The following is an 18,941-nucleotide window of genomic DNA, read 5'->3' as shown; positions in this document are numbered from 1 at the left end:
CAACCAGGGCTACTGCGTCGGGCGCAAGCGCATCCGGCGGCTGATGGCGAGGATGGGCCTGCGCGCTGTCTACCAGCAGCCGCGCACGACTGTGCCCCACCCGGAGCACCGCAAGTATCCCTATCTGCTCAGGGATTTGGTGATCGAGCGCCCGAACCAGGTCTGGTGCGCGGACATCACTCGGAGTAATTGATCCCCCGCGCTCTCTGACGGTTCTCTGGAACTACGGAAGAGGAGAGTGAAAATGGAACGATACTATGTCGGACTGGACGTCTCGAAGGAAAAGACCGCGATCTGCGTACGCCGCTCGGATGGCAGCATGGATAAGGCTTGTGAGACGAGGACTGATCCGGATGCGATCTTCGCGGCGCTCGCCCCCTTTCGGGATGGGCTTGAACGCGTCATTCTCGAGACAGGCCGCATGGCGAACTGGCTTTACGATGAGTTGACAAGGCGCGGCCTGCCGGCGGTGTGTGTCGATGCCCGGCAGGCCCATGCAGTGCTCGGCCAGATGCATAACAAGACTGATACCAACGACGCAGCGATGCTGGCCGATCTCGCTCGGACGGGCTTTTATCGGAAGGTCGAGGTCAAGAGCCGACAGGCGCAGGAGCGTCGAGCCCTACTGGCTGCCCGCGACGCGGCGATCAGCATTCGTACAAACGCGGAAAACACCATCCGCGGTCTTCTTGCCAGCTTCGGGCTGCGCGTGCCGACTCAGCCACGAACCTACGAGGGTCGCATATGCGCTGTTCTTGAGGGGCACGACGCATTGGCGCCAATCATTCTGCCCCTTCTGGCGGTACGCACGGAAGCCCTGCGGCAGGCCGCTGCGCTGACCAAGGAACTGGTCCGGCAGGTGAAAGGGTCCGACGCATGCCTCCGCCTGATGACAGTGCCCGGAGTGGGAACGGTCACGGCTGCAACCTTCGTGGCGACGATCGACGCGCCGGAGCGCTTCGCGAAATCGCGCTCGGTGGGGGCCTATGCAGGGCTGACCTCCAGACGGTACCAGTCCGGTGCAATCGACTACGGCGGCCGCATCTCCAAACGCGGGGACCGATTGTTGCGGACAATACTGTACGAAGCGGCCAACTCACTGCTTTGCCGAGTAAAACCCGGACGAGGAATGGCGCTCAAGAACTGGGCCACGGCTTTGAAGCAACGAACGAGCCACAAGAAGGCCGTCGTCGCCTTGGCGCGCAAGCTGGCCGTGATCATGCACGCGATCTGGACAAGTGGCGGCGTCTTCGAGGAGCGGGAGGCGTGAACATGTCCGATACCTGACCCAACAAGGCGCGCCACACAGTTGCCGCGTCGGCCAAAGCGGCAGGCAACGGATCGATCCCGTGAGATCTACCTGCGGACCCAAGCGGATACCGCGCATATCACCTGGGGACGTCCGAGCCTTGAACGCCGAGATGAAGCTCCTTCGCGGATGACTTCGGAAAGAACCTTGCAGGCGGCCGACCGGAAAGACAAACTGAACGAGCGCAAGGGATCAATTAAAGAACCTACATTCCCATGCGGCGGGGCTTCCTCTACCTCGTGGCGATCATGGACTGGGCGACGCGCCGAGTGCTGTCCTGGCGGCTCTCAAACACGATGGACACCGAGTTCTGCATTGAGGCGCTGGAGGATGCCTTTCGGCTCCACGGACGGCCCGAGATCTTCAACACGGATCAGGGCAGCCAGTTCACCAGCCCGCGCTTCACGCAGCCCTTGCTGGACGCGACAGTGAAGGTCTCCATGGACGGTCGAGGACGCTGGATGGACAACGTCATGATCGAACGGCTATGGCGGTCGCTGAAATACGAGTGCGTCTACCTCCACGCCTTCGAAACCGGGTCTGCGGCCCGGGCAGGCATCGGAAAGTGGATGACCTTCTACAACACCGAGCGCCCACATTCGGCACTTGGAGGCAGAACACCGGTCGAGGCCCATCAGGGCCCCGGCCTCAAGGCGGCAGCATGATCACCAGGCAAGCTTAGCAGCGCCGCAAAACTGTCCGGGAAATGGGGACCACCTCAGTCCGCGAAGTCGGCAACCGCCGGCCCGAAAACCTCGGTCATCGCGACGGCGCGCTGATCGGTTTCGGAATTCACCGCCGACAGCCGGAGTTGAACCTTATCCTGAGCGAACGCGCTGCCGGACGTGACGGCGAGAGCCGCCGTGGCGGCCAGTACAGCACTCCGAGTAACCGAAAATGACATTTGTCTCCTCCCTGAATTTCAGTTCGGGCGACCGTCACCGGCCCCGCCGAATCCAATGAATCGAGGAGTAGAGAAATAAATCCACCCAGTCTAGAGAAATCGATTTTCAATCTTTACATCGATACTAAGCCATGAAATCTTCCACTCATAGAAACTTCGGACACGCCCCATGACCACGTTGGATGCAACAGCCAGAACACCGGACACCGCCCAGAAATCCGTCGGCAAGCCGACGATTGCGGGTCAGGTCGAGGCGCGGATGCGGCACGACATCCTGCATGGGATCCTGAAGCCCGGCGCGCGCCTGAACCTCGATCAGCTGCGCACGACGATGGGTGTCGGCCTCTCGCCGCTGCGCGAGGCCGTGACCCGTCTGGTGTCCGATGGGCTGATCGAGGTTGCGACTCAGCGCGGCTACACGGTCACCCCGACCTCGGTCGCCAATCTCGACGAGGTCAGCGCGCTGCGCATCGAGCTCGAGCCCTACGCGCTGCGCCGGTCGATCGCGAATGGCGGCCTCGACTGGGAGACGTCGGTGATGGCGGCGCTCTACCGCCTCAACAAGACCGACCGCATCGCCGGGGACAATGCCAGCCTGGCCGAATGGGAGGCTGCCAACAACGCGTTTCACCTTGCCCTGATAGAGCGTTGCGACATGCCACTGCTGTTGAAGATGTACAACTCGCTGGTCAACCTGAACGACCGGTATCGGCACATCTACCTGCAAGCGGTCGGCATTCAGCGGGAGGTCATCGACGAGCATACGGCCATCGCGCAGGCGGCGGTCGAGCGGCGCGCCGATGACGCGGCCGAATTGCTGTGCAGACATATCGAGAGATCCACGAACAACCTGCGCCGCCTCATCGCCGCAGAGCTTCCCAAGGTCTCAGAATGACCCGTCCGCTCGGCCTCGGCCATTTCACCTTTCTCGACCTCGCCCCCGCCGATCTCGTCAGGCTGGCACGGCGATCGGGGTTCGACTTCGTGGGCCTCAGGTTTCACCCCGTCGCGCCGGGAGGGGTCCACTACCTTCCCGCCACGCAGGACGTTTCGGAGCTGCGCCGCGTCATGGAGGGCGAAAGGATCGCCCTCTACGACATCGAGACGGTGGTCATCGACCGCGCCCTCGACCCCCGGTCACTGATCCCGGCGATGGATGCGGCGGCGGAGCTTGGCGGCAGGCGCGTGAACACCTGCGCCGACCTGTTCGACGGCCTGCCCGATCGCTTCGCGCAGGTCTGCGCGCTGGCACAGGAGCGCGGTCTCGGCGTCGATCTCGAGTGCATGGCATGGCGCGGCATCGACAGCCCTCAGGCCTGTCTCGAGCTGATCGACCGATCCGGCGCGCCCAACGCCGCCTACCTTGTCGACGCGCTGCATCACGTGCGCTGTGGCGGCACGCCGCAAGGCATCGCGGCGATGCCCGAAGACCGCGTCGTCTCGGCCCAGCTCTGTGATGCCCCCTCTGCGCGCCCGAGCGCCACCGACGCCTTGATCGCCGAGGCCCGCGGCGGGCGCCTCCTACCCGGCGAGGGCGCCCTGCCCCTGCGCGAAATCGTGGCCGCGCTGCCCGCCGACACCGTCATCTCGGTCGAACTGCCGTCAGCCGACGACCCCCGCCCCCCGGCGGAGCGCGCCCGTGCCATTCACTCCGCCACAACCGCCCTTCTGGAAGGACAGCCGACATGAAGACCATCGTGGTCCTGAATGGGCCGAACCTGAATCTGCTCGGCAAGCGCCAGCCGCAGATCTACGGCCATGAGACGCTCGAGGATGTCACCCGACTCTGCGAGGCCGCCTGCGCCGAGGATTTCGATATCCGGCTGCTGCAATCGAACCATGAAGGCCAGATCATCGACTGGATCCACGAGGCCCGCGAGACGACCTGCGGGATGGTGATCAACCCGGCCGCCTTCACGCATACCTCGGTCGCCATTCTGGACGCGCTCAACACCTATGAGCCGCCGGTCATCGAGGTCCATATCAGTCAGGTGCACAAGCGCGAGGCATTCCGCCACCACTCCTACGTGTCGCATCGCGCCGACGGTGTCATCGCGGGCCTCGGGATCGAAGGCTATGCCGCCGGCGTGCGGCGCATCTGCCAGCTTGTGGAAAGATCGACGGAGGCTGCGACATGACGATCATCAAGAGCGAACGAGACGTGACGCCGGCCGTACAGGCCGTCATGGCGCAAACCAGCGACCCGCGCCTGCGCGAAATCATGACATCCCTCATCACCCATCTGCACGGCTTCATTCGCGATGTGCGGCTGAGCGAGTCCGAGTTTCAGGCCGCCACCAAGATCCTCAACGCAATGGGGCAGCAGTCGAATGACAAGCACAACGAGTTTGTGCTGATGGCAGGCTCGCTCGGGGTGTCCTCGCTTGTGTGCCTGCTGAACAACGGCGATGGCGGCGCAACAGAGACGACGCAATCGCTGCTCGGCCCGTTCTGGCGGATGAACCAGCCGCTGACCGAAAACGGCGGCTCGATCCTACGCTCTGATACGCCCGGGCCGCGACTTTACGGTCTGTTTCAGTTTCACGATCAGGACGGCCGTCCGGTCGAGGGGCTGGAGGTCGATATCTGGCACGCCTCGCCCGTGGGGCTCTACGAGAACCAGGATGAAAGCCAGGCGGATTACAACCTGCGCGGCAAGTTCATCACCGATTCAGACGGGGTCGTCCGGTTCAAGTCGGTCAAGCCGATCGGCTACCCGATCCCGACCGACACCACCGTCGGCCAGTTGCTGAAGGCGCAGGGCCGCCACCCCTATCGCCCTGCGCATGTGCATGTCCTTGCCCACAAGCAGGGCTTCAAGACACTGATCAACCAGACCTACGTGGACGAAACCGACTACCTGACATCGGACGTGCAGTTCGGCGTGACCGAGGCGCTGATCGGCAAGCTCGAGCGCCATGACGGGCCGCACCCCGAGGAGGGCGACATCGGCGAATGGTACACCCTCGAGCATACCCTCGTCATGGAACCCGGCGAATCCCGCCTCCCCATTCCACCAATCAAGTGAGACTGAGATGTTGAGCGACCAGAACCGCCAGGCGGCGGCGGATGCGATCCTGACCGCCGAACGGTCCCGTGAGGTTTGCCCGCAACCCTCCGCCACATGGCCGGACATGACCCTCGAGGATGCCTACGACGTGCAACGCCGCTGGGCCGAGGCACGCATCGCCGACGGCGCACGGATCGTTGGGCGCAAGATCGGGCTGACCAGCCGCGCCATGCAGCAGGCCTCGAAGATGACCGAGCCCGACTATGGTGTGATCCTCGACGATGCGCTGTTTCAGGATGGCGCCCGGATCACCGCCGGCACCTTCATCAAGCCCCGACTGGAGGTCGAGCTGGCCTTCATCATGGGCGAGGACCTGTCCGGAGCGGGGTGCCAGATCCACGACGTGCTGCGCGCGACGGAATTCGTGCAGCCCGCGCTGGAGATCATCGACTACCGCACCGAGGTCCCCCGCCAGATCGTTGATACCATCGCCGACAACGCTGCCTTCGGCGCCATCGTGCTGGGCGGTCGCCCGATCCGGCCCTTCGACGTCGATCTGCGCCGGGTCGGCGCGACCCTGTCGCAGAACGGCGTGATCGAGGAAAGCGGCCTCGCCGCGGCCGTCATGGGACACCCCGCCGCGGGCCTGGCCTGGCTTGTCAACAAACTGGCACCGCTGGGGGATGGCCTGAAGAAAGGCGACATCGTCCTGGGCGGTGCCTTCACGCGACCCGTGGATATCAAGTCCGGCGATGTCATCGCGGCGGACTACGGCGAGCTTGGCTCGATCGGCGTCGGCTTCGAATAGGATCAGTATCATGAATCTGCCCCCCAACACCTTCAAAACCGCCCTCCGCGAGGGCCGTCGCCAGATCAGCATCTGGCATTCGCTGTGCGACCCCACGGTCGCCGAATTGCTGGCCGGCTGCGGCTACGACTGGGTCATGCTGGACACCGAGCACTCCCCGGTCGGCCCGGCGGAAGCGATCTCCTTCCTGCGCGCGGTCGCCCCCTATCCCACGAGCCCCGTGGTGCGCCCCGGCTGGAACGATCCGGTCGAGATCAAGAAGCTGCTCGATGCCGGCGCCCAGACCCTGCTGATCCCCTATGTCCAGAACGCGGACGAGGCGCGGGCTGCCGTCGCTGCCGTGACCTACCCCCCGAAGGGAATCCGCGGCGTGTCCGGGATCACCCGGGCCACCCGCTACGCCGCGGTCTCGGGCTATGCCCAACGTGCCAACGAAGAGATCTGTCTGCTCCTGCAAGTGGAAACCCGCGAGGCGCTCGACAGGATCGAAGAGATCGCTGCCGTCGAGGGCGTGGACGGCGTCTTCATCGGGCCTGCCGATCTGGCCGCCAGTTTCGGCTATCCCGGCGAGCCTTCGCATCCCGAGGTGAAGGCGGCGATCCTCGAGGCTTTCGCCAAGCTGGACCGGCTGGGCGTTCCGGCGGGCATCCTCTCGCTGGACCAGGAGTTCCTACGCGAGGCGAAAGCCGCAGGCGCGCGCTTCATCGCGGTTGACGTGGATAGCGGACTTCTCCGCAAGGCGGCCCTGTCGCGGCGGGCCGAATGGGACTGACAGGCCACGCGCTCGGACAGGGCGGCACGCTCCGCGTCGGGCTGAACATGAACAACGCCGCGCTGATCCGGAAGGACGGCGCTGCGTATACCGGGGTCGCCTACGCGCTCGCCCAGAGACTTGCCGAAGTGGCCGGGCTGCGGCTCGTTCCTGTCGAGTATCCGAACGCACGCGCGGCGGTCGACGCCGTCGGAGGCGAGTGGGACATTGCCTTTCTCGCCATCGATCCCGCGCGGACGGATCGGATCGCCTTCAGCGTGCCATACCGATCCGTGGAGGCAACCTTCCTCGTGCGCGACCGATCTCCAATGCTAAGGTGTTCAGCCGTTCTGGCGTCGGGGGAGCCTATCCTGAGCGCGCGCGGTGCGGCCTATCACGCGTACCTCGAAACCCTCGCGAAGCCGGGCGATCTCGTCGCCGCAGCCACGCCCGCCGAGGCGCTCGCGCGGTTCCGGGCAGGCGAAGGGGCTGCGCTGGCGGGCATCCGCAACACCCTGTCCGACCACAAAGATGCGGCGTACGGTGTCGTACCCGACTGTTTCGCCAAGATCGAACAGGCCGTGGCGCTACCGCGCCAGAACCGCGCGCAAATGGCGTTCGTAGACCAAATCGTTCAGACTTTTCACGGTGACGAGTGAGTTAAGCCGATGTATCGGAGGGCAGGAATGCCATGTGTCGCTCGAGAAAAGAGGCGGCCGCTCCGCATGAGAGCTTCACCCGCGCGGCTGAGGCACGCGGTGTTGGTCGACGTGCTGTGCGATGGTTCTGCGCTTCAAGACGAGAATCTCATTCCCGGTATTATTCTGCGTGGCCACCCGTGGGTTGCAGTGCGACTTTGGGAAGTAAGGTTGCAGCCGCTCCATCTGCGCTTCGGTTAACCAGAAAAGATCGCACATCGTCAGCCTCCTTCTAGCGGAGGTTGAATCGCGCGAAGCCGTGCTAATCCATGGGTCCATCTGAGCCTAACGCCGCTTCGCGTGTCCAAAGTACCGGGTAGATGCGGTGTTCCAGCGAACCTGGAGCCAAGAAACATCCGAATCCAATTGTTACTCGGACCGACATTCGCAGCGAACGCACACTCCGTAGGCGGTTTGGTCGCTTCTCCCGAGGATTTCGCTGCGCGGCGCACGAACGACGAGATCCATAGCTGCGGTGCAGCATGAAATTTTACCGCGCCGCAGCGAAGACTCTGCTGCTAACGCCCGCAGTGAGGAACTGGCCCTTCCGAAACGGGCTCGTTCCCGACCATCGCTGTCAACGTATGGCCCACCCTGTCTGCAAGTGGTTTGACATTCAGGTTTCACAGTCTGCGTCAACGAATCCGGCCTCGGAGTGAACTCCCTGCCAAGATGGAGATACGCGCGATGTGGTCCTCGTAATCGGCTCGGCCATGTTGGCCGTTGACAACGCTCAGGTTTCCACACCGCCGTTCGACTGTTTTGCCATCTGTCCTACTCTTCGCAGACATCGTCGGCAGTCGCCTTCAATACTCTGAGGACGACGGCCTCATCTCAGTGTGCAGGCTTGGCCTCGTGCTTAAAAGCCTGCTGTCCAGTCAGTACCGCCCAACAGATCCGGGCGAGTTTGTTCGCCAGCGCCACCACGACAACGTTCTTGTGGTTTCGGGCCAGCATCCCGCGCAACCAGTCCCCGATGCGTGTATCCTGTGCGGCGAGCTTGGGCAGGACTGCCCTCGCGCCGTGGACGAGGTTCTTTCGCAGGTAGCGGTTCCCACGCTTGGTGATGCCAAGTAACCGCGGCTTGCCACCGGTTGTTGCTTGTTTCGGAACCAGGCCAAGCCAGGCAGACAAGTCTCGCCCCTTGGTGAAGACACTGGCATCACCGATCGCGGCGACCAGCGCTGTCGCGTTGATCGGTCCGATGCCCGGGATCGAGGTAAGGCGGCGCATCGCTTCGTCGGCACGGGCAACCGCAACGATTTCCTTGTCAAAAGCCGCGATGCGCGCGTCGAGGCGGTTCCAGTCGTCGACAAGGTCCTCAATCAGGAGAAGGATGCGAGAGCTCAGTTCTGGAGCAGGGTTTGATAGGACATCACTGAGTTCCCGGGCCAACTTGGCGCGCCCCTTTGCGACGATCACCCCGCGCTCGAGAAGCAGCGCTCGAAGGTGATTGATCAGGGCAGTGCGATCTCCCACGAGACGCTCACGTGCTCGGTGCAGGGACTGGAGGTCTGATTGTGCCTGTGTCTTAACCGGCACAAAGCGCATAGTCGGACGCGTCGCAGCTTCAGCGATCGCCTCTGCGTCACGGTCATCGTTCTTCTGAGCTTTTACGTAGGGCTGGACGTATTCAGGTGACATCAGGCGCACCTCGTGCCCAAGCTCCGCGAAGACGCGACCGAGATGATGCGCCCCGCAACAAGCCTCCATCGCGACCATACAGCCGGGATGCTTCCCAACTATTTCGACGAGACCAGAACGGCTCGCCCGCTTTCGAAAGACCAGGCGCCCAGTTTCATCCATTCCTGCCAAGCTGCAGGAGTTCTTGCCGAGATCAACTCCGATGACCGATACCTTCATTGCCTTCTCCCTCTCCTTCGATGCCAGGAGGATACCTCAAGGGCGGTGAAGGGTGGGCCATCCTAAAACCGGCCGCGAACTTTGGCTCCGACGCACATCGTGTGATGTCTTGCGGCATAGCTCCTACATTTGGCGTATAACCTGAAGGGATGAGCGCCATGACAGGACGTTTCGACACCAAGCTGTTGCCTGAGGGGCTTCGCGCAACCGGATACCGCGCAGATGGCGCGATCCTTGCGATTGACGCCGAGGTCACTGACGCCAAGGTGATCTGTCCGGGTTGCGGGCAGCGGTCTTCCCGTCCGCATGGACGTTGTGTCCGGCACCTCAAGGATTTTCCAGCGCATGGTCGTGCTGTGCAGGTACGCTTGTCAGTGCAGCGGTTCCGCTGTGTTGAGGCGAACTGCGCCACGAAAGCTTTCAGCGAGCAAGTCCCGGATTGCCTTGCGTGCCGTTATGGTCGTCGGACCGGGCGATTTCAGGACCTCGCCGCCTACCTCGGCCGTGCGATGGGCGGTCGACCAGCCCAGGCACTGGGGCGGCGACTGCGGTTCAGCCTGAGCAAGGATACCTTTCTCCGCAGGGCTGCGTCACGTGTGCGGACCATGGGCTGTGAACCGCGCGTAGTCGGAATCAACGACTGGGCCTGGCGCAAGGGACAGCGCTATGGAACGCTGATCTGCGATCTCGAGCGGCGTGCCGTCATCGACCTGCTGCCGGATCGCGAGCCTGCGACGGTCGCTGCCTGGCTGCGTCAGCATCCGAAGATCGAAGTCGTCGCTCGTGACCGAAACGGCGGATACAGGCAGGCAATCTCCGAAGCGCTTCCTGATGCGACCCAGGTTGCCGACCGTTGGCATCTCTTGCAGAACGCGAGCGATGCGTTTTTGGCCGCCGTCCGTCGCGCAATGCCCACCATAGGAAGAACGGCCTGCAGCGCCGCACTGGATCCCGGCATTCTGACTGCGGCGGAACGCCTGCAATTCGAAGGTTTTCAGCGGCGCCAGCAAACCAACGTGATGATCCAGCGCATGGGGTCCGAAGGTGTGCCCATCAAGCGGATCGTCCGGAACACTGGTTTGAGCCGGGGTCTGGTCCGGCGCGTCCTCCGTGGCGAACGAGAAGACGTTTTCCGGCTGCGACAAAGCAGCCTTACGCCCTGGTTCCCGCTGTTGGAGAAGCATTGGCTGGAGGGTTGTCGCAATGGCGCTGAACCCTGGCGCCGACTGCGGTCGAACGGCTTCCAAGGAAGTCTCCGCGTCGTCGGTGAATGGGCCACGCGTCAACGCCGCGCCGAGGCCGCCATCCCCCATGGCTCAAGCAAGTGTCCTCCGAGCCGCAGGATTTTCCGCATGATGGCCTCTGGTCGGCACCACCTCTCGAAGACGGACAGCATATTCGTCACGCAGGTCGAGCACGCTCTGCCGCAACTGGCGCAGGACCGTCGGCTCCTCGATGCCTTCACCTCCATGGTCCGCAACTGCGAGGAGGACTGGCTGGCTGACTGGTTGGATCAGGCGAAGGCGTCTGGACTGGCCGCCTTTTCGCGCGGGCTCTCTGCCGATCTCGACGCGGTTGCGGCGGCGCTTCGCGAGCCTTGGTCCAACGGCCAGACTGAAGGCCAGATCAACAGGCTGAAGATGCTGAAACGGCAGATGTATGGTGCAGCTGGTATCAACCTCCTTCTTGCACGTCTCCAGCATTCGGCATGAAGACGTCACAGAAATTGAGTCGGACCCATTTTTGGACGCCGATCACCCCGCTACGGGGTCAGTTTTCCATGCCTGTTCACACACTGGCCTCGGCGCGCAGAAGCGCGTAGGAGTCCGCCGCTCGCCGCAGGTCGGGATCGTCGACGACCACGAGCAGGCGGCTCGCGTTCAGCGCGGCGGCATCGTCGAGCAGGTCGAGCACCCGAGCGATGCGGAAATCGGTATCAAGGCGTACCATCTCGACATCAAACACGGTGCATCCACTCGACGCGAGCGCGCGACGGAGTCCTTGAAGCGTACCGGCACCGCTCCGAATGGACTGGGCCTCGCCACCCGGGAAGGCCGGGGCGAGACGAAGGCCGAGCGCTTCATAGCCCGTTTGCGCAGCGATCCCGATCGCTCTCTCGATTGTATGATGATCAAGGGTCAGGTATGATAATGACAGCGTCATATGATTGATATCTCAGAATCATGTAATATGACCGCTGGCGCCTGCGCGACTTTCGCGCGGGTCGGCAGTGATGACAGACAACGGGCAGAACAGGACAGGCCGACGTGACCGAGAAAACGTTCGTAATGCATGACGAAGGGGGCAGCATTGCCGAGAAGGTCCTGCGCCGGATCCGCTTCGACATCATCACCAACACGCTCAAGCCGGGGGATCGCCTGCGGCTCGAGCGGCTGCGCGAGATCTATGGCGCCAGCGTCAGCACCCTGCGCGAAATCCTCAACCGCCTCGTGGCCGAGAGCTTCGTCGTCGCCGAAGGCAATCGCGGCTTTGGTGTCGCGCAGATCAGCCAGGCAGACCTGCGCGACGTCTGCGAGATGCGTCTGCTTCTGGAGTGTCATGCGCTGCGCCGCTCGATCGCCGTCGGCTCGCTCGAGTGGGAGGCCCATGTTGTCTCCTGCCATCACAAGCTGCATTCGGTCGAAAGCCAGCTGATCGGCGGCGACGAGGCGCTGGTGATGAAATGGGTGCAATACGACTGGGACTTCCACCACGCCACGGTGATGGCCTGCGACATGCCGGCGCTCAATGCCACCCACTCCAACATCTTTGACCGCTACATGCGTTACCATCTCCACGTGCTTGATTTTCGCGGCCGTCCGGCTGCGGAAGAGCACGCGCGACTGCGCGACCTCGTCGTCGGGCGCGACGCCGAAGCGTCGGTTGCCTTGCTGACCTCTCATGTCACCGCTGGCATGGAACACATCATCTCAAGCGGCAAGATCCCCGCCTAAGGATCACGCCGCCTCCCGTTCAGCGGCCATCTCCAGCAGGAGTTTCACCGCGTAGCCGTAGCCGCGTGTTCCGGCGCCCGCCATCACCGCTGTGGCCACGCCGGACACCAGCGAGGTGTGGTACATCTTCTCGCGGCGATGAACATTGGTGATGTGATACTCGATCAGCGGATGCGGATACATCTTCAGCGCGTCCATGATCGCCATCGAATAAAACGTAAAGGCGGCGGGGTTGATAAGCAGCGCGCAGGAGTCGTCGATCGCCTCGTGGATCCACTCGATCATCCGCTCTTCGGAATTGGTCTGACGAAACACCAGACCGGCCTCGCCTGCGGCTTTCGTGCAATTCTCTTCCACCTCGGCGAGCGTGACATGGCCGTAAATCTCCGGCTCGCGCTTGCCGAGGCGGTTGAGGTTCGGACCGTTCAGCACATAGACAGGTTTCTTCATCTTATTTTATCCGTTGTATCCGAAGAGGCGCGGCAGCCAGAGCGACAGGTCCGGGACCAGCGTGATGAGCGCCAGCGCCACGAGAAGGGCCAGAAGGAAGGGCAGGATTTCGCGGATGATCCGGCTCAGCGAGCAGCCCGAAATAGTGGTCATTACGAAAAGCAGAAGCCCGTAGGGCGGCGTCACCAGACCCAGCATGATGTTGACCACGCAGACGATCCCGAAGTGAACGAGGTCGATGCCAAGCGCATTCGCGGTGGGAATGAAGACCGGCACGATGACCAGCAGGATCGTGGTGCCCTCAAGCAGGCAGCCTAGAACCAGCAGGATCAGGTTGACCATCAACAAGAAGGCGATCGGCGACAGCTCGAACCCGGCAAGCCAGGTGCTGAGCGACGCCGGAATGTTCTCGACCGTGACGACGTAATTGAACACCAGAGCCCCGGCAATGAGCATGCCAATCGAAGCCGTCGTGCGGGCGCTGGAAAGGACAGAGCTGTAGACCGAGCCGAACGAGACGCTGCGATAGAGGATCGCGGAGACCAGCAGCGCGTAGAGCGCCGCGACCGCCGCTGCCTCGGTCGGTGTGGTTGCCCCGCCATAGATGCCGCCAAGCAGCACGACGGGCATCATCAGCGCGGGCAGCGCGTCGAGGGTGATCTTGGGCAGGTCGCGCAGGGGCACCGGTTTCTCCACCGGGAATTGCCGGCGCCGCGCGCTGAGCACGATGATCCCGGCCTGCACCAGCCCCATCAGGATACCCGGCACGACACCGGCGAGGAACAGGTAGCCGATCGAGGCATCCGACACGAGCGCGTAGATCACCATCGGGATCGACGGCGGAATGATCGGGCCGATCACCGCGGTCGAGGCGGTGAGCGCGGCTGCAAAGGCCGCCGGATACTTGCCCCCCTCGGTCATCATGCGCTGCATCATCTTGCCCGAGCCGGCGGCATCGGCGATGGCCGAGCCGGACATGCCTGCGAAGATGATCGACTGCGCGACGTTGACCAGCGCAAGCCCGCCGGGGAAGCGGCCGATGAACGCATTGCAGAATGCCAGCAGGCGCAGCGTGATATTCCCGGAGTTCATCAGCTCGGCGGCCAGGATGAAAAGCGGCACGGCGAGCAGGATATAGCTCGAGAACATGCCGTTGAGCAGCTGCTCGGCGGCGATCCCCATGTCCTGCCCGCTGAGCATCAGGTAGAGGATCGACGAGGCGATCATCGCGTGGCCGACTGGCAAGCCGAGCAGCGCCAGCAGCACGATGGAAAGAACAGAGGCGGTGAATGGATCGATCATTGGTCCCCCTCCGCACCGGCAGATCGGGCTCCCTCCACGTCTCGTCCCCGCAGCGTCGCCAGCAGCAGCCACGCGTAGCGCAGCAGCGTCGCCACCGCAAAGATCACGTAGATCGAGAACACCCAGTCGTAGCGGATGTCGAGGTAGGAGGTTTCCTGGATCTTCATGAAGGTCACGAAGTCCCAGACCGCCGGCAGCGAATAACCGTAGAGAAACAGCAGCGCGGCACAGGCCAAGAAGCTCATCACCCGCCGCGCCTTGGGTCCGACGTTGGAAAGCAGGAAATCGAAGCGGATTTCCTCGCGTTCTTTCAGCACAAAAGACGCCCCCCAGAGCACCAGCCACAGCCACATGATGATGGTCAGCTCGGAGGCTCCCCCGACGGGCAAGTTCAGCAGATAGCGAAACGCCACCTGCACGATGAAGGCGACGAACATCACCGCCAGCATGAGCGCAGCAATGTTCTCTGCCCTGCGCCGAAGCCAGAGCCCGATTGCGGTCAGTCTTTCCAAGGTCTCACCTTTCGGGTGCCGCACCCGTTTGGGGTGCGGCATTGGTGGGGGTCAGCCGGTCAGAGGCTGTTGATGCGCTCGAGCATGCCCTCGGGCCAGTCCGCCGAGAGCTCGGAGTCGAGGTACATCTGCTGCGCGTAGCTGCGGAAGGCGTCGACATCGGGGGTTGAGATCTTCAGCCCCTGCTCCTTGAAGAATTCGGCGAGTTCGGCCTCGCGGGCGAGGTGCTGCTCCGCGCTCCAGGCGATCGCCTCGTCGGCAGCGGCCTGGAATGCGGCGCGCTGCTCGTCAGTAAAGCCATTCCAGACCTCGGCCGAAATCACCAGAAGATCGTAGCCGACAAGGTGCGAGGTCATGACGATCTGGTCCATCACCTCATAGAACTTCATGTTCTCGACGTTCGGCAGCGGGTTGTCCTGGCCGTCGATCGCGCCGGTCTGCAGGCCGGTGTAGACCTCCGCATAGGCCATCGGCGTCGGGTTCGCGCCAAGCGCCTTGCCAAGGAACTGCCAGGCATCGCCGCCCGGCATACGCAGCTTCACCCCGCTCATGTCCTCGGGAGTGTTGATTTCCTTGTCGATCCTGAGACCGACCTGCCGCGTGCCGAAGTAGGTCGGGCCAAGGATGTGGATCCCGAGCCGCTCTTCCGCCAAGGCCACCATCTCGGCACCCGCATCGCTCGCGAAGAAGGCATTCAAATGGTCGACGTCGCGGAACAGATAAGCCGAGGTCAGGATCGAGAATTCCTTGATCTGAGTCGCGATGTCCTGAGGCGCGATGTTGCCCATCTCGAGGTTGCCGCGCTGGATCGCGATAATCTCGGTGGTCTGCTTGAAGAGGTTTCCGCCGTAGAAAAGCTCGATGTCTGCAAAGTCCGACACCGAGGCGGCGAGCTTCTTCATCATCTCGGCGCGGATGTCCTGCTCTGAGAACACGGCAGAAAAGCGAAGTTTTGCAGCATCCTGCGCGAAGGCAGGCAGGCCCGCGCCCAGTGCCAGGCCGCCAGCAGCGATGGCCCCAAGAAAAGTTCTGCGGTTGGTCATTCGTTCCTCCCATTTGATAACATACGATTCTCCGATCATATGATGATCATAAGATCATACGTCGAAACAGCGCGACGCGTAAACCCTGGTGTCCCCCCGCTGCCTTGAAACTGAAGGCCCCGTCTGGTGGTCAGCATCGAACGAATGGGAAGATGCGAGGAACCCTCGGCGATCATGCGCCCCAGACCACCTGCGCGCGGTGTCGGCCTTCGATCCAGCGGAAGCCCGCAACAGAAAAGGCCGGCCCCTTCGGGCCGGCCTTATGCTCTTGCGATCCGCCGTGTGCCCGGCCGATCAGCCCTGCGGCAGCGCGTAGGCGATCAGGTAGTCGCCGCGATCGGCGGACTGGCGGGCGCCGCCGGCCGAGATCACGATGTACTGCCGGCCGTCCTTCTGGCTGACGTAGGAGATCGGCGTGCCTTGCGAGCCGACGGGCATGCGTGCCTTCCAGACCTCCTTGCCGGTCGCGCTATCGAAAGCGCGCAGGTAGTAGTCCTGCGTCGCGGCGAAGAACACGAGCCCGCCCTGGGTGCTGAGCGAGCCGCCGATGGTGGGCATGCCCACCGGCATCGGCAGATGCATCTTCATGCCGAAGAGCACGGTGTCCTGCACGGTGCCGAGCGGCGCCTCCCAGGCCACCTGCTGGGTGTCCATGTCGATCGCGGTCAGTGTACCGAACGGCGGCTCCTGGCAGGGAATGCTGAGCGGCGACAGGAAGCGGTTTTTGTTCACCGAATAGGGCGTGCCCTTGAGCGGCACGCCGCCCATCACGGTGTTGACCGCTTCGGAGCCGTTCGAGGCCGCCGCCTCGGGATCCTGCTCCATCATGTGCACCCAGAGGCCGAGACGCATGTCGTTGACGAAGACGGTGTTGGCCGTAGGGTCATACGAAAGGCCACCCCAGTTCATGCCGCCGAGCGAACCGGGGAAGGACAGCGAGTAGTCCCTGTCCGGCGCGGTGAAGAGCCCTTCATAGCGGTAGCCCTTGAAGATCACCCGGCACATCAGCTGGTCGAAAGGGGTTGCGCCCCACATATCGGCCTCGGTCAGGTGCTGCGCGCCGATCTGCGGCATGCCCACCGATTTCGGCTGGGTCGGGGAGTACTTCTCGCCGGGGATCGTCGCCGGTTTCACCGGCACTTCCTCGACCTCGGTCAGCGGCTCGCCGGTGACCCGGTCGAGCACGAAAATCTGACCGGCCTTGGTGCCGAAGACCAGCGCGGGCGTGCCCTTGAAGTCGATCAGCGTCGGCTGCATCGGCACGTCGAAATCCCACAGGTCGTGGTGCACGGTCTGGTAGACCCACTTCTCGTCGCCGGTGGTGGCATCGAGGGCGAGGATCGACGCGCCGTATTTTTCGTCTTCCGGGGTACGCTCAACGCCCCAGAGGTCGATGGCGGCGTTGCCGACCGGCATGAACACGGTGTTGGAGGCCGCGTCATAGGTCATCGGCGCCCAAACGTTCGGGGTCGAGCGGGTATAGGCAGTGCCCTCTGCAGGGGCATCACGATCCTCGGGATTGCCCGGATCGAAGGCCCATTTCATCTCGCCGGTGATCACGTCGAAGCCGCGCATCACGCCGCCCGGCATGTCGAGCGCCACGTTGTCGGCCACGCGGCCCCCCACGACGACGGTCGAGCCCGCCAGCGTCGGCGGCGAGGTCAGCGAATAGAGCGGCGATTGCGCGGCGCCGAGGCCTTCTTTCAGGTCGACGGTGCCACCGTTGCCGAAGTCCTCGCAGAGCGCGCCAGTCTCGGCGTCGAGCGCCACGAGCACAGCGTCGATGGTGTTCATGAAGATGCGGCGCTGGCAGGCGGCGTCATCGGAGAGATTCACCGGGCTAACCGGCGTCGCGCCCGGCAGCGTCGGCTGCGGCAGCGGCACTGCGGCGTCGAAATAGGCAAGGCCGCGGCAGCGCACCCAGGTGCGGGTCTCGGTCGGGAAGTCATGGCGCCAGTTCTCGGTCCCCGAGGTGGCGTCAATCGAGATCACCGTGTTGTTCGGCGAGCAGAAGAAGAGGTCATCGCCCACCTGCAACGGCGTGCCCTGATCCTCGGCGCCACCGCCGCCGGGACTGACCGGGGTGTCGCCGGTGCGGAAGGTCCATGCGACCTCCAGCTCGCCGACGTTGTCGGGGGTGATCTGGTCAAGCGCGGCAAAACGGGTCTCATCGCCATTGGCGCCGTAGCTGGTCCAGTCCTGCGGCGCATTCGCCGGCACCGGGGTTTCGCCGGCGGCAACCCGCGAGACGTGCTTGCCATGCGGCTGGAACATCCCCCAGCCCATGCCGAGCACGGCGATCAGCGCCACCGCGGCCACGCCGAGCCATGCACCGGTCATCGGCTTTCGGCCCGCGCGCTTCAGCGTCAGCGGGTGCAGCGCGAGGATCGCCGCGAAGGCGCAGAGGAAGGTGAAGATGCGGGCATGCAGCGCCCAGAAGTCGAGGCCCGCTTCCCAGAAGGCCCAAATCACTGTGAGGGCGAAGGCTACGGTGTAGACCACGGCGCCCGAGGGCGCGCCGCGCGCGATCTGAACGCCCGAGGCGAGGAGCGAAAGCCCCATCAAAAGATAGTACCAGCTGCCGCCGCGCGCGATGAGCATCACGCCGCCGCCGGCCAGCCCAAGCCCCGCCAGCGCAACGAGCGCGCCAAATAGGACCATCAGCCACGTCAGTGGCCGGGAAAGGGAGGATGTTTCGGTCATGTCTTATTTCCTGGTGAGCTTCACTCAGACACACGAGCCAAAGTGCGCGAGCAATCCTCCTCCCTGGGGCCCACGCGACTCGAATGTACCAGCCGGTGAATTTCACCTCGAGCAGAGCGACGCAAGGGCAGGACGGCACCGAGCGTGTGCGTGATTGCGCGTGCACACCCAATCGTGAACGCTGAGAGGGTGCGACACTTCACATGCGAGCCCATAGCCCACGCGGGCGCATTGCAGCCGAGAGCCCGTGTTGGAGTAGGAGATCGAAGAGCGCCGCGCCTACCAACCTGCCGCCTGTTACAAGTGTGCGGCCCGACGCCTTGCGTCGCGAAACAGCAGTCGAGAAGCGCGAGCGGGACGAGCCAAGGAATTTCTTACTCAGGCGCCTCCGCATTCGCGGGAACTTTGCTGAGGGTGTCATCGCTCTGGAATAACAGCGGATAACGTCGTGATATGTACTTGGATGGAAAGTATCGATCCGTCGACTGGGCGCTTTGCACAAAGGCGAGTTCCCTTTGGTGGGTGACGTCCCACGGCGTGCCACCGGCGTTGTTGCCAGCCAGCACGCGGACGCGCAACGCGCCGTTCTCCAGCAGGATCCCTGTCGAGAGTGGCACCCACCACCTCCGGAACT

General features: G+C 63.5%; 19 protein-coding genes and 3 pseudogenes. 12 read left to right on the top strand and 10 right to left on the bottom strand.

What is annotated here, in order from left to right; all coding sequences use genetic code 11:
• The 3 genes and pseudogenes from G0D83_RS16450 to G0D83_RS16440 form a co-directional block, all read left to right on the top strand.
• Positions 1-181 (top strand): annotated as a pseudogene (locus tag G0D83_RS16450) (IS3 family transposase); the annotation flags it as partial.
• A gap of 63 nt (positions 182-244) precedes the next feature.
• Positions 245-1,270, top strand: coding sequence for an IS110 family transposase (locus G0D83_RS16445; RefSeq protein ID WP_164195909.1), 1,026 nt, complete (start codon positions 245-247; stop codon positions 1,268-1,270).
• A 242-nt stretch (positions 1,271-1,512) separates the two neighbouring features.
• Positions 1,513-1,974, top strand: a pseudogene (locus G0D83_RS16440) (IS3 family transposase); the annotation flags it as partial.
• Between the two features lie 53 nt (positions 1,975-2,027).
• Here the strand turns inward: G0D83_RS16440 and G0D83_RS16435 are convergent.
• A complete protein-coding gene (locus G0D83_RS16435; RefSeq protein ID WP_235940196.1) occupies positions 2,028-2,213 on the bottom strand; it encodes a hypothetical protein in 186 nt (61 codons plus the stop codon).
• 169 nt (positions 2,214-2,382) lie between these two features.
• Between G0D83_RS16435 and G0D83_RS16430 the strand changes: the two genes are divergently transcribed.
• Genes G0D83_RS16430 through G0D83_RS16400 form a run of 7 tightly spaced genes read left to right on the top strand, consistent with a single transcriptional unit; the run spans position 2,383 to position 7,441 of the window.
• Positions 2,383-3,108, top strand: coding sequence for a GntR family transcriptional regulator (locus G0D83_RS16430; RefSeq protein WP_164195907.1), 726 nt, complete (start codon positions 2,383-2,385; stop codon positions 3,106-3,108).
• Positions 3,105-3,902, top strand: coding sequence for a sugar phosphate isomerase/epimerase (locus tag G0D83_RS16425; RefSeq protein ID WP_164195905.1), 798 nt, complete (start codon positions 3,105-3,107; stop codon positions 3,900-3,902). The genes G0D83_RS16430 and G0D83_RS16425 overlap by 4 nt, the downstream gene beginning before the upstream one ends.
• Complete coding sequence (aroQ, locus tag G0D83_RS16420) at positions 3,899-4,351, top strand: type II 3-dehydroquinate dehydratase (RefSeq protein WP_164195902.1); 453 nt, start codon at positions 3,899-3,901, stop codon at positions 4,349-4,351. Before G0D83_RS16425 ends, aroQ begins: the two co-directional genes overlap by 4 nt.
• Positions 4,348-5,241 (top strand): dioxygenase, encoded by an 894-nt coding sequence (locus tag G0D83_RS16415; protein ID WP_164195900.1) that lies wholly within the window; start codon positions 4,348-4,350, stop codon positions 5,239-5,241. The genes aroQ and G0D83_RS16415 overlap by 4 nt, the downstream gene beginning before the upstream one ends.
• Before the next feature lie 7 nt (positions 5,242-5,248).
• Complete coding sequence (gene hpaH, locus G0D83_RS16410) at positions 5,249-6,031, top strand: 2-oxo-hept-4-ene-1,7-dioate hydratase (protein WP_164195898.1); 783 nt, start codon at positions 5,249-5,251, stop codon at positions 6,029-6,031.
• 10 nt (positions 6,032-6,041) lie between these two features.
• Entirely contained in the window at positions 6,042-6,803 is a 762-nt protein-coding gene (locus tag G0D83_RS16405) for an HpcH/HpaI aldolase/citrate lyase family protein (protein ID WP_164195896.1), read from the top strand.
• Positions 6,794-7,441, top strand: a complete 648-nt coding sequence (locus G0D83_RS16400) for a transporter substrate-binding domain-containing protein (protein ID WP_164195894.1) — start codon at positions 6,794-6,796, stop codon at positions 7,439-7,441. Before G0D83_RS16405 ends, G0D83_RS16400 begins: the two co-directional genes overlap by 10 nt.
• 174 nt (positions 7,442-7,615) lie before the next feature.
• Here the strand turns inward: G0D83_RS16400 and G0D83_RS16395 are convergent.
• Positions 7,616-7,699 (bottom strand): annotated as a pseudogene (locus G0D83_RS16395) (IS5/IS1182 family transposase); the annotation flags it as partial.
• Positions 7,700-8,314: 615 nt separating this feature from the next.
• Positions 8,315-9,343, bottom strand: a complete 1,029-nt coding sequence (locus G0D83_RS16390; RefSeq protein ID WP_164195892.1) for an IS110 family transposase — start codon at positions 9,341-9,343, stop codon at positions 8,315-8,317.
• A 158-nt stretch (positions 9,344-9,501) separates the two neighbouring features.
• Between G0D83_RS16390 and G0D83_RS16385 the strand changes: the two genes are divergently transcribed.
• Positions 9,502-11,055: an ISL3 family transposase gene (locus tag G0D83_RS16385; protein ID WP_164195890.1), complete on the top strand. Its 1,554-nt coding sequence runs from the start codon at positions 9,502-9,504 to the stop codon at positions 11,053-11,055.
• A 76-nt stretch (positions 11,056-11,131) separates the two neighbouring features.
• Here G0D83_RS16385 and G0D83_RS16380 read toward each other — a convergent pair whose 3' ends face one another.
• Positions 11,132-11,308: a hypothetical protein gene (locus G0D83_RS16380; protein WP_164195888.1), complete on the bottom strand. Its 177-nt coding sequence runs from the start codon at positions 11,306-11,308 to the stop codon at positions 11,132-11,134.
• A 302-nt stretch (positions 11,309-11,610) separates the two neighbouring features.
• Here G0D83_RS16380 and G0D83_RS16375 point away from each other — a divergent pair, with 302 nt between their 5' ends.
• Positions 11,611-12,297 carry a GntR family transcriptional regulator gene (locus tag G0D83_RS16375; protein WP_164195886.1) on the top strand — a complete coding sequence of 229 codons (687 nt, stop codon included), beginning with the start codon at positions 11,611-11,613 and terminating at the stop codon, positions 12,295-12,297.
• A gap of 3 nt (positions 12,298-12,300) precedes the next feature.
• On the opposite strand, the gene G0D83_RS16370 is transcribed toward G0D83_RS16375, so the two are convergent.
• From G0D83_RS16370 to G0D83_RS16345, 6 genes are all read right to left on the bottom strand, one after another.
• Positions 12,301-12,747 carry a type II 3-dehydroquinate dehydratase gene (locus G0D83_RS16370; RefSeq protein ID WP_164195884.1) on the bottom strand — a complete coding sequence of 149 codons (447 nt, stop codon included), beginning with the start codon at positions 12,745-12,747 and terminating at the stop codon, positions 12,301-12,303.
• Positions 12,748-12,753: 6 nt separating this feature from the next.
• Positions 12,754-14,049, bottom strand: coding sequence for a TRAP transporter large permease (locus tag G0D83_RS16365; RefSeq protein ID WP_164195882.1), 1,296 nt, complete (start codon positions 14,047-14,049; stop codon positions 12,754-12,756).
• Positions 14,046-14,561: a TRAP transporter small permease gene (locus G0D83_RS16360; RefSeq protein WP_164195880.1), complete on the bottom strand. Its 516-nt coding sequence runs from the start codon at positions 14,559-14,561 to the stop codon at positions 14,046-14,048. Before G0D83_RS16360 ends, G0D83_RS16365 begins: the two co-directional genes overlap by 4 nt.
• Positions 14,562-14,620: 59 nt before the next feature.
• Positions 14,621-15,604 carry a TRAP transporter substrate-binding protein DctP gene (gene dctP, locus G0D83_RS16355; protein ID WP_164195877.1) on the bottom strand — a complete coding sequence of 328 codons (984 nt, stop codon included), beginning with the start codon at positions 15,602-15,604 and terminating at the stop codon, positions 14,621-14,623.
• 294 nt (positions 15,605-15,898) lie between these two features.
• Positions 15,899-18,307, bottom strand: a complete 2,409-nt coding sequence (locus G0D83_RS16350; RefSeq protein WP_164195875.1) for a membrane-bound PQQ-dependent dehydrogenase, glucose/quinate/shikimate family — start codon at positions 18,305-18,307, stop codon at positions 15,899-15,901.
• A gap of 374 nt (positions 18,308-18,681) precedes the next feature.
• On the bottom strand, positions 18,682-18,924 hold the full coding sequence (locus tag G0D83_RS16345; protein ID WP_164195873.1) for a hypothetical protein: 243 nt from the start codon (positions 18,922-18,924) through the stop codon (positions 18,682-18,684).
• Between the last annotated feature and the right edge of the window lie 17 nt (positions 18,925-18,941).

The organism is Salipiger sp. PrR003 (genome assembly GCF_010500785.1).
GTDB lineage: Bacteria > Pseudomonadota > Alphaproteobacteria > Rhodobacterales > Rhodobacteraceae > Salipiger > Salipiger pacificus_A.
The sequence above is the reverse complement of the archived record's forward strand: the minus strand, read 5'-3'. Positions and strand labels throughout refer to the sequence as shown.

Bases quoted from the DNA above. Each gene is read 5' to 3' on its own strand.
- G0D83_RS16445 (WP_164195909.1), top strand. From the start codon at position 245: ATGGAACGATACTATGTCGGACTGGACGTCTCGAAGGAAAAGACCGCG.
- G0D83_RS16435 (WP_235940196.1), bottom strand. From the start codon at position 2,213: ATGTCATTTTCGGTTACTCGGAGTGCTGTACTGGCCGCCACGGCGGCT.
- G0D83_RS16430 (WP_164195907.1), top strand. From the start codon at position 2,383: ATGACCACGTTGGATGCAACAGCCAGAACACCGGACACCGCCCAGAAA.
- G0D83_RS16425 (WP_164195905.1), top strand. From the start codon at position 3,105: ATGACCCGTCCGCTCGGCCTCGGCCATTTCACCTTTCTCGACCTCGCC.
- aroQ (WP_164195902.1), top strand. From the start codon at position 3,899: ATGAAGACCATCGTGGTCCTGAATGGGCCGAACCTGAATCTGCTCGGC.
- G0D83_RS16415 (WP_164195900.1), top strand. From the start codon at position 4,348: ATGACGATCATCAAGAGCGAACGAGACGTGACGCCGGCCGTACAGGCC.
- hpaH (WP_164195898.1), top strand. From the start codon at position 5,249: ATGTTGAGCGACCAGAACCGCCAGGCGGCGGCGGATGCGATCCTGACC.
- G0D83_RS16405 (WP_164195896.1), top strand. From the start codon at position 6,042: ATGAATCTGCCCCCCAACACCTTCAAAACCGCCCTCCGCGAGGGCCGT.
- G0D83_RS16400 (WP_164195894.1), top strand. From the start codon at position 6,794: ATGGGACTGACAGGCCACGCGCTCGGACAGGGCGGCACGCTCCGCGTC.
- G0D83_RS16390 (WP_164195892.1), bottom strand. From the start codon at position 9,343: ATGAAGGTATCGGTCATCGGAGTTGATCTCGGCAAGAACTCCTGCAGC.
- G0D83_RS16385 (WP_164195890.1), top strand. From the start codon at position 9,502: ATGACAGGACGTTTCGACACCAAGCTGTTGCCTGAGGGGCTTCGCGCA.
- G0D83_RS16370 (WP_164195884.1), bottom strand. From the start codon at position 12,747: ATGAAGAAACCTGTCTATGTGCTGAACGGTCCGAACCTCAACCGCCTC.
- G0D83_RS16365 (WP_164195882.1), bottom strand. From the start codon at position 14,049: ATGATCGATCCATTCACCGCCTCTGTTCTTTCCATCGTGCTGCTGGCG.
- dctP (WP_164195877.1), bottom strand. From the start codon at position 15,604: ATGACCAACCGCAGAACTTTTCTTGGGGCCATCGCTGCTGGCGGCCTG.
- G0D83_RS16350 (WP_164195875.1), bottom strand. From the start codon at position 18,307: ATGACCGAAACATCCTCCCTTTCCCGGCCACTGACGTGGCTGATGGTC.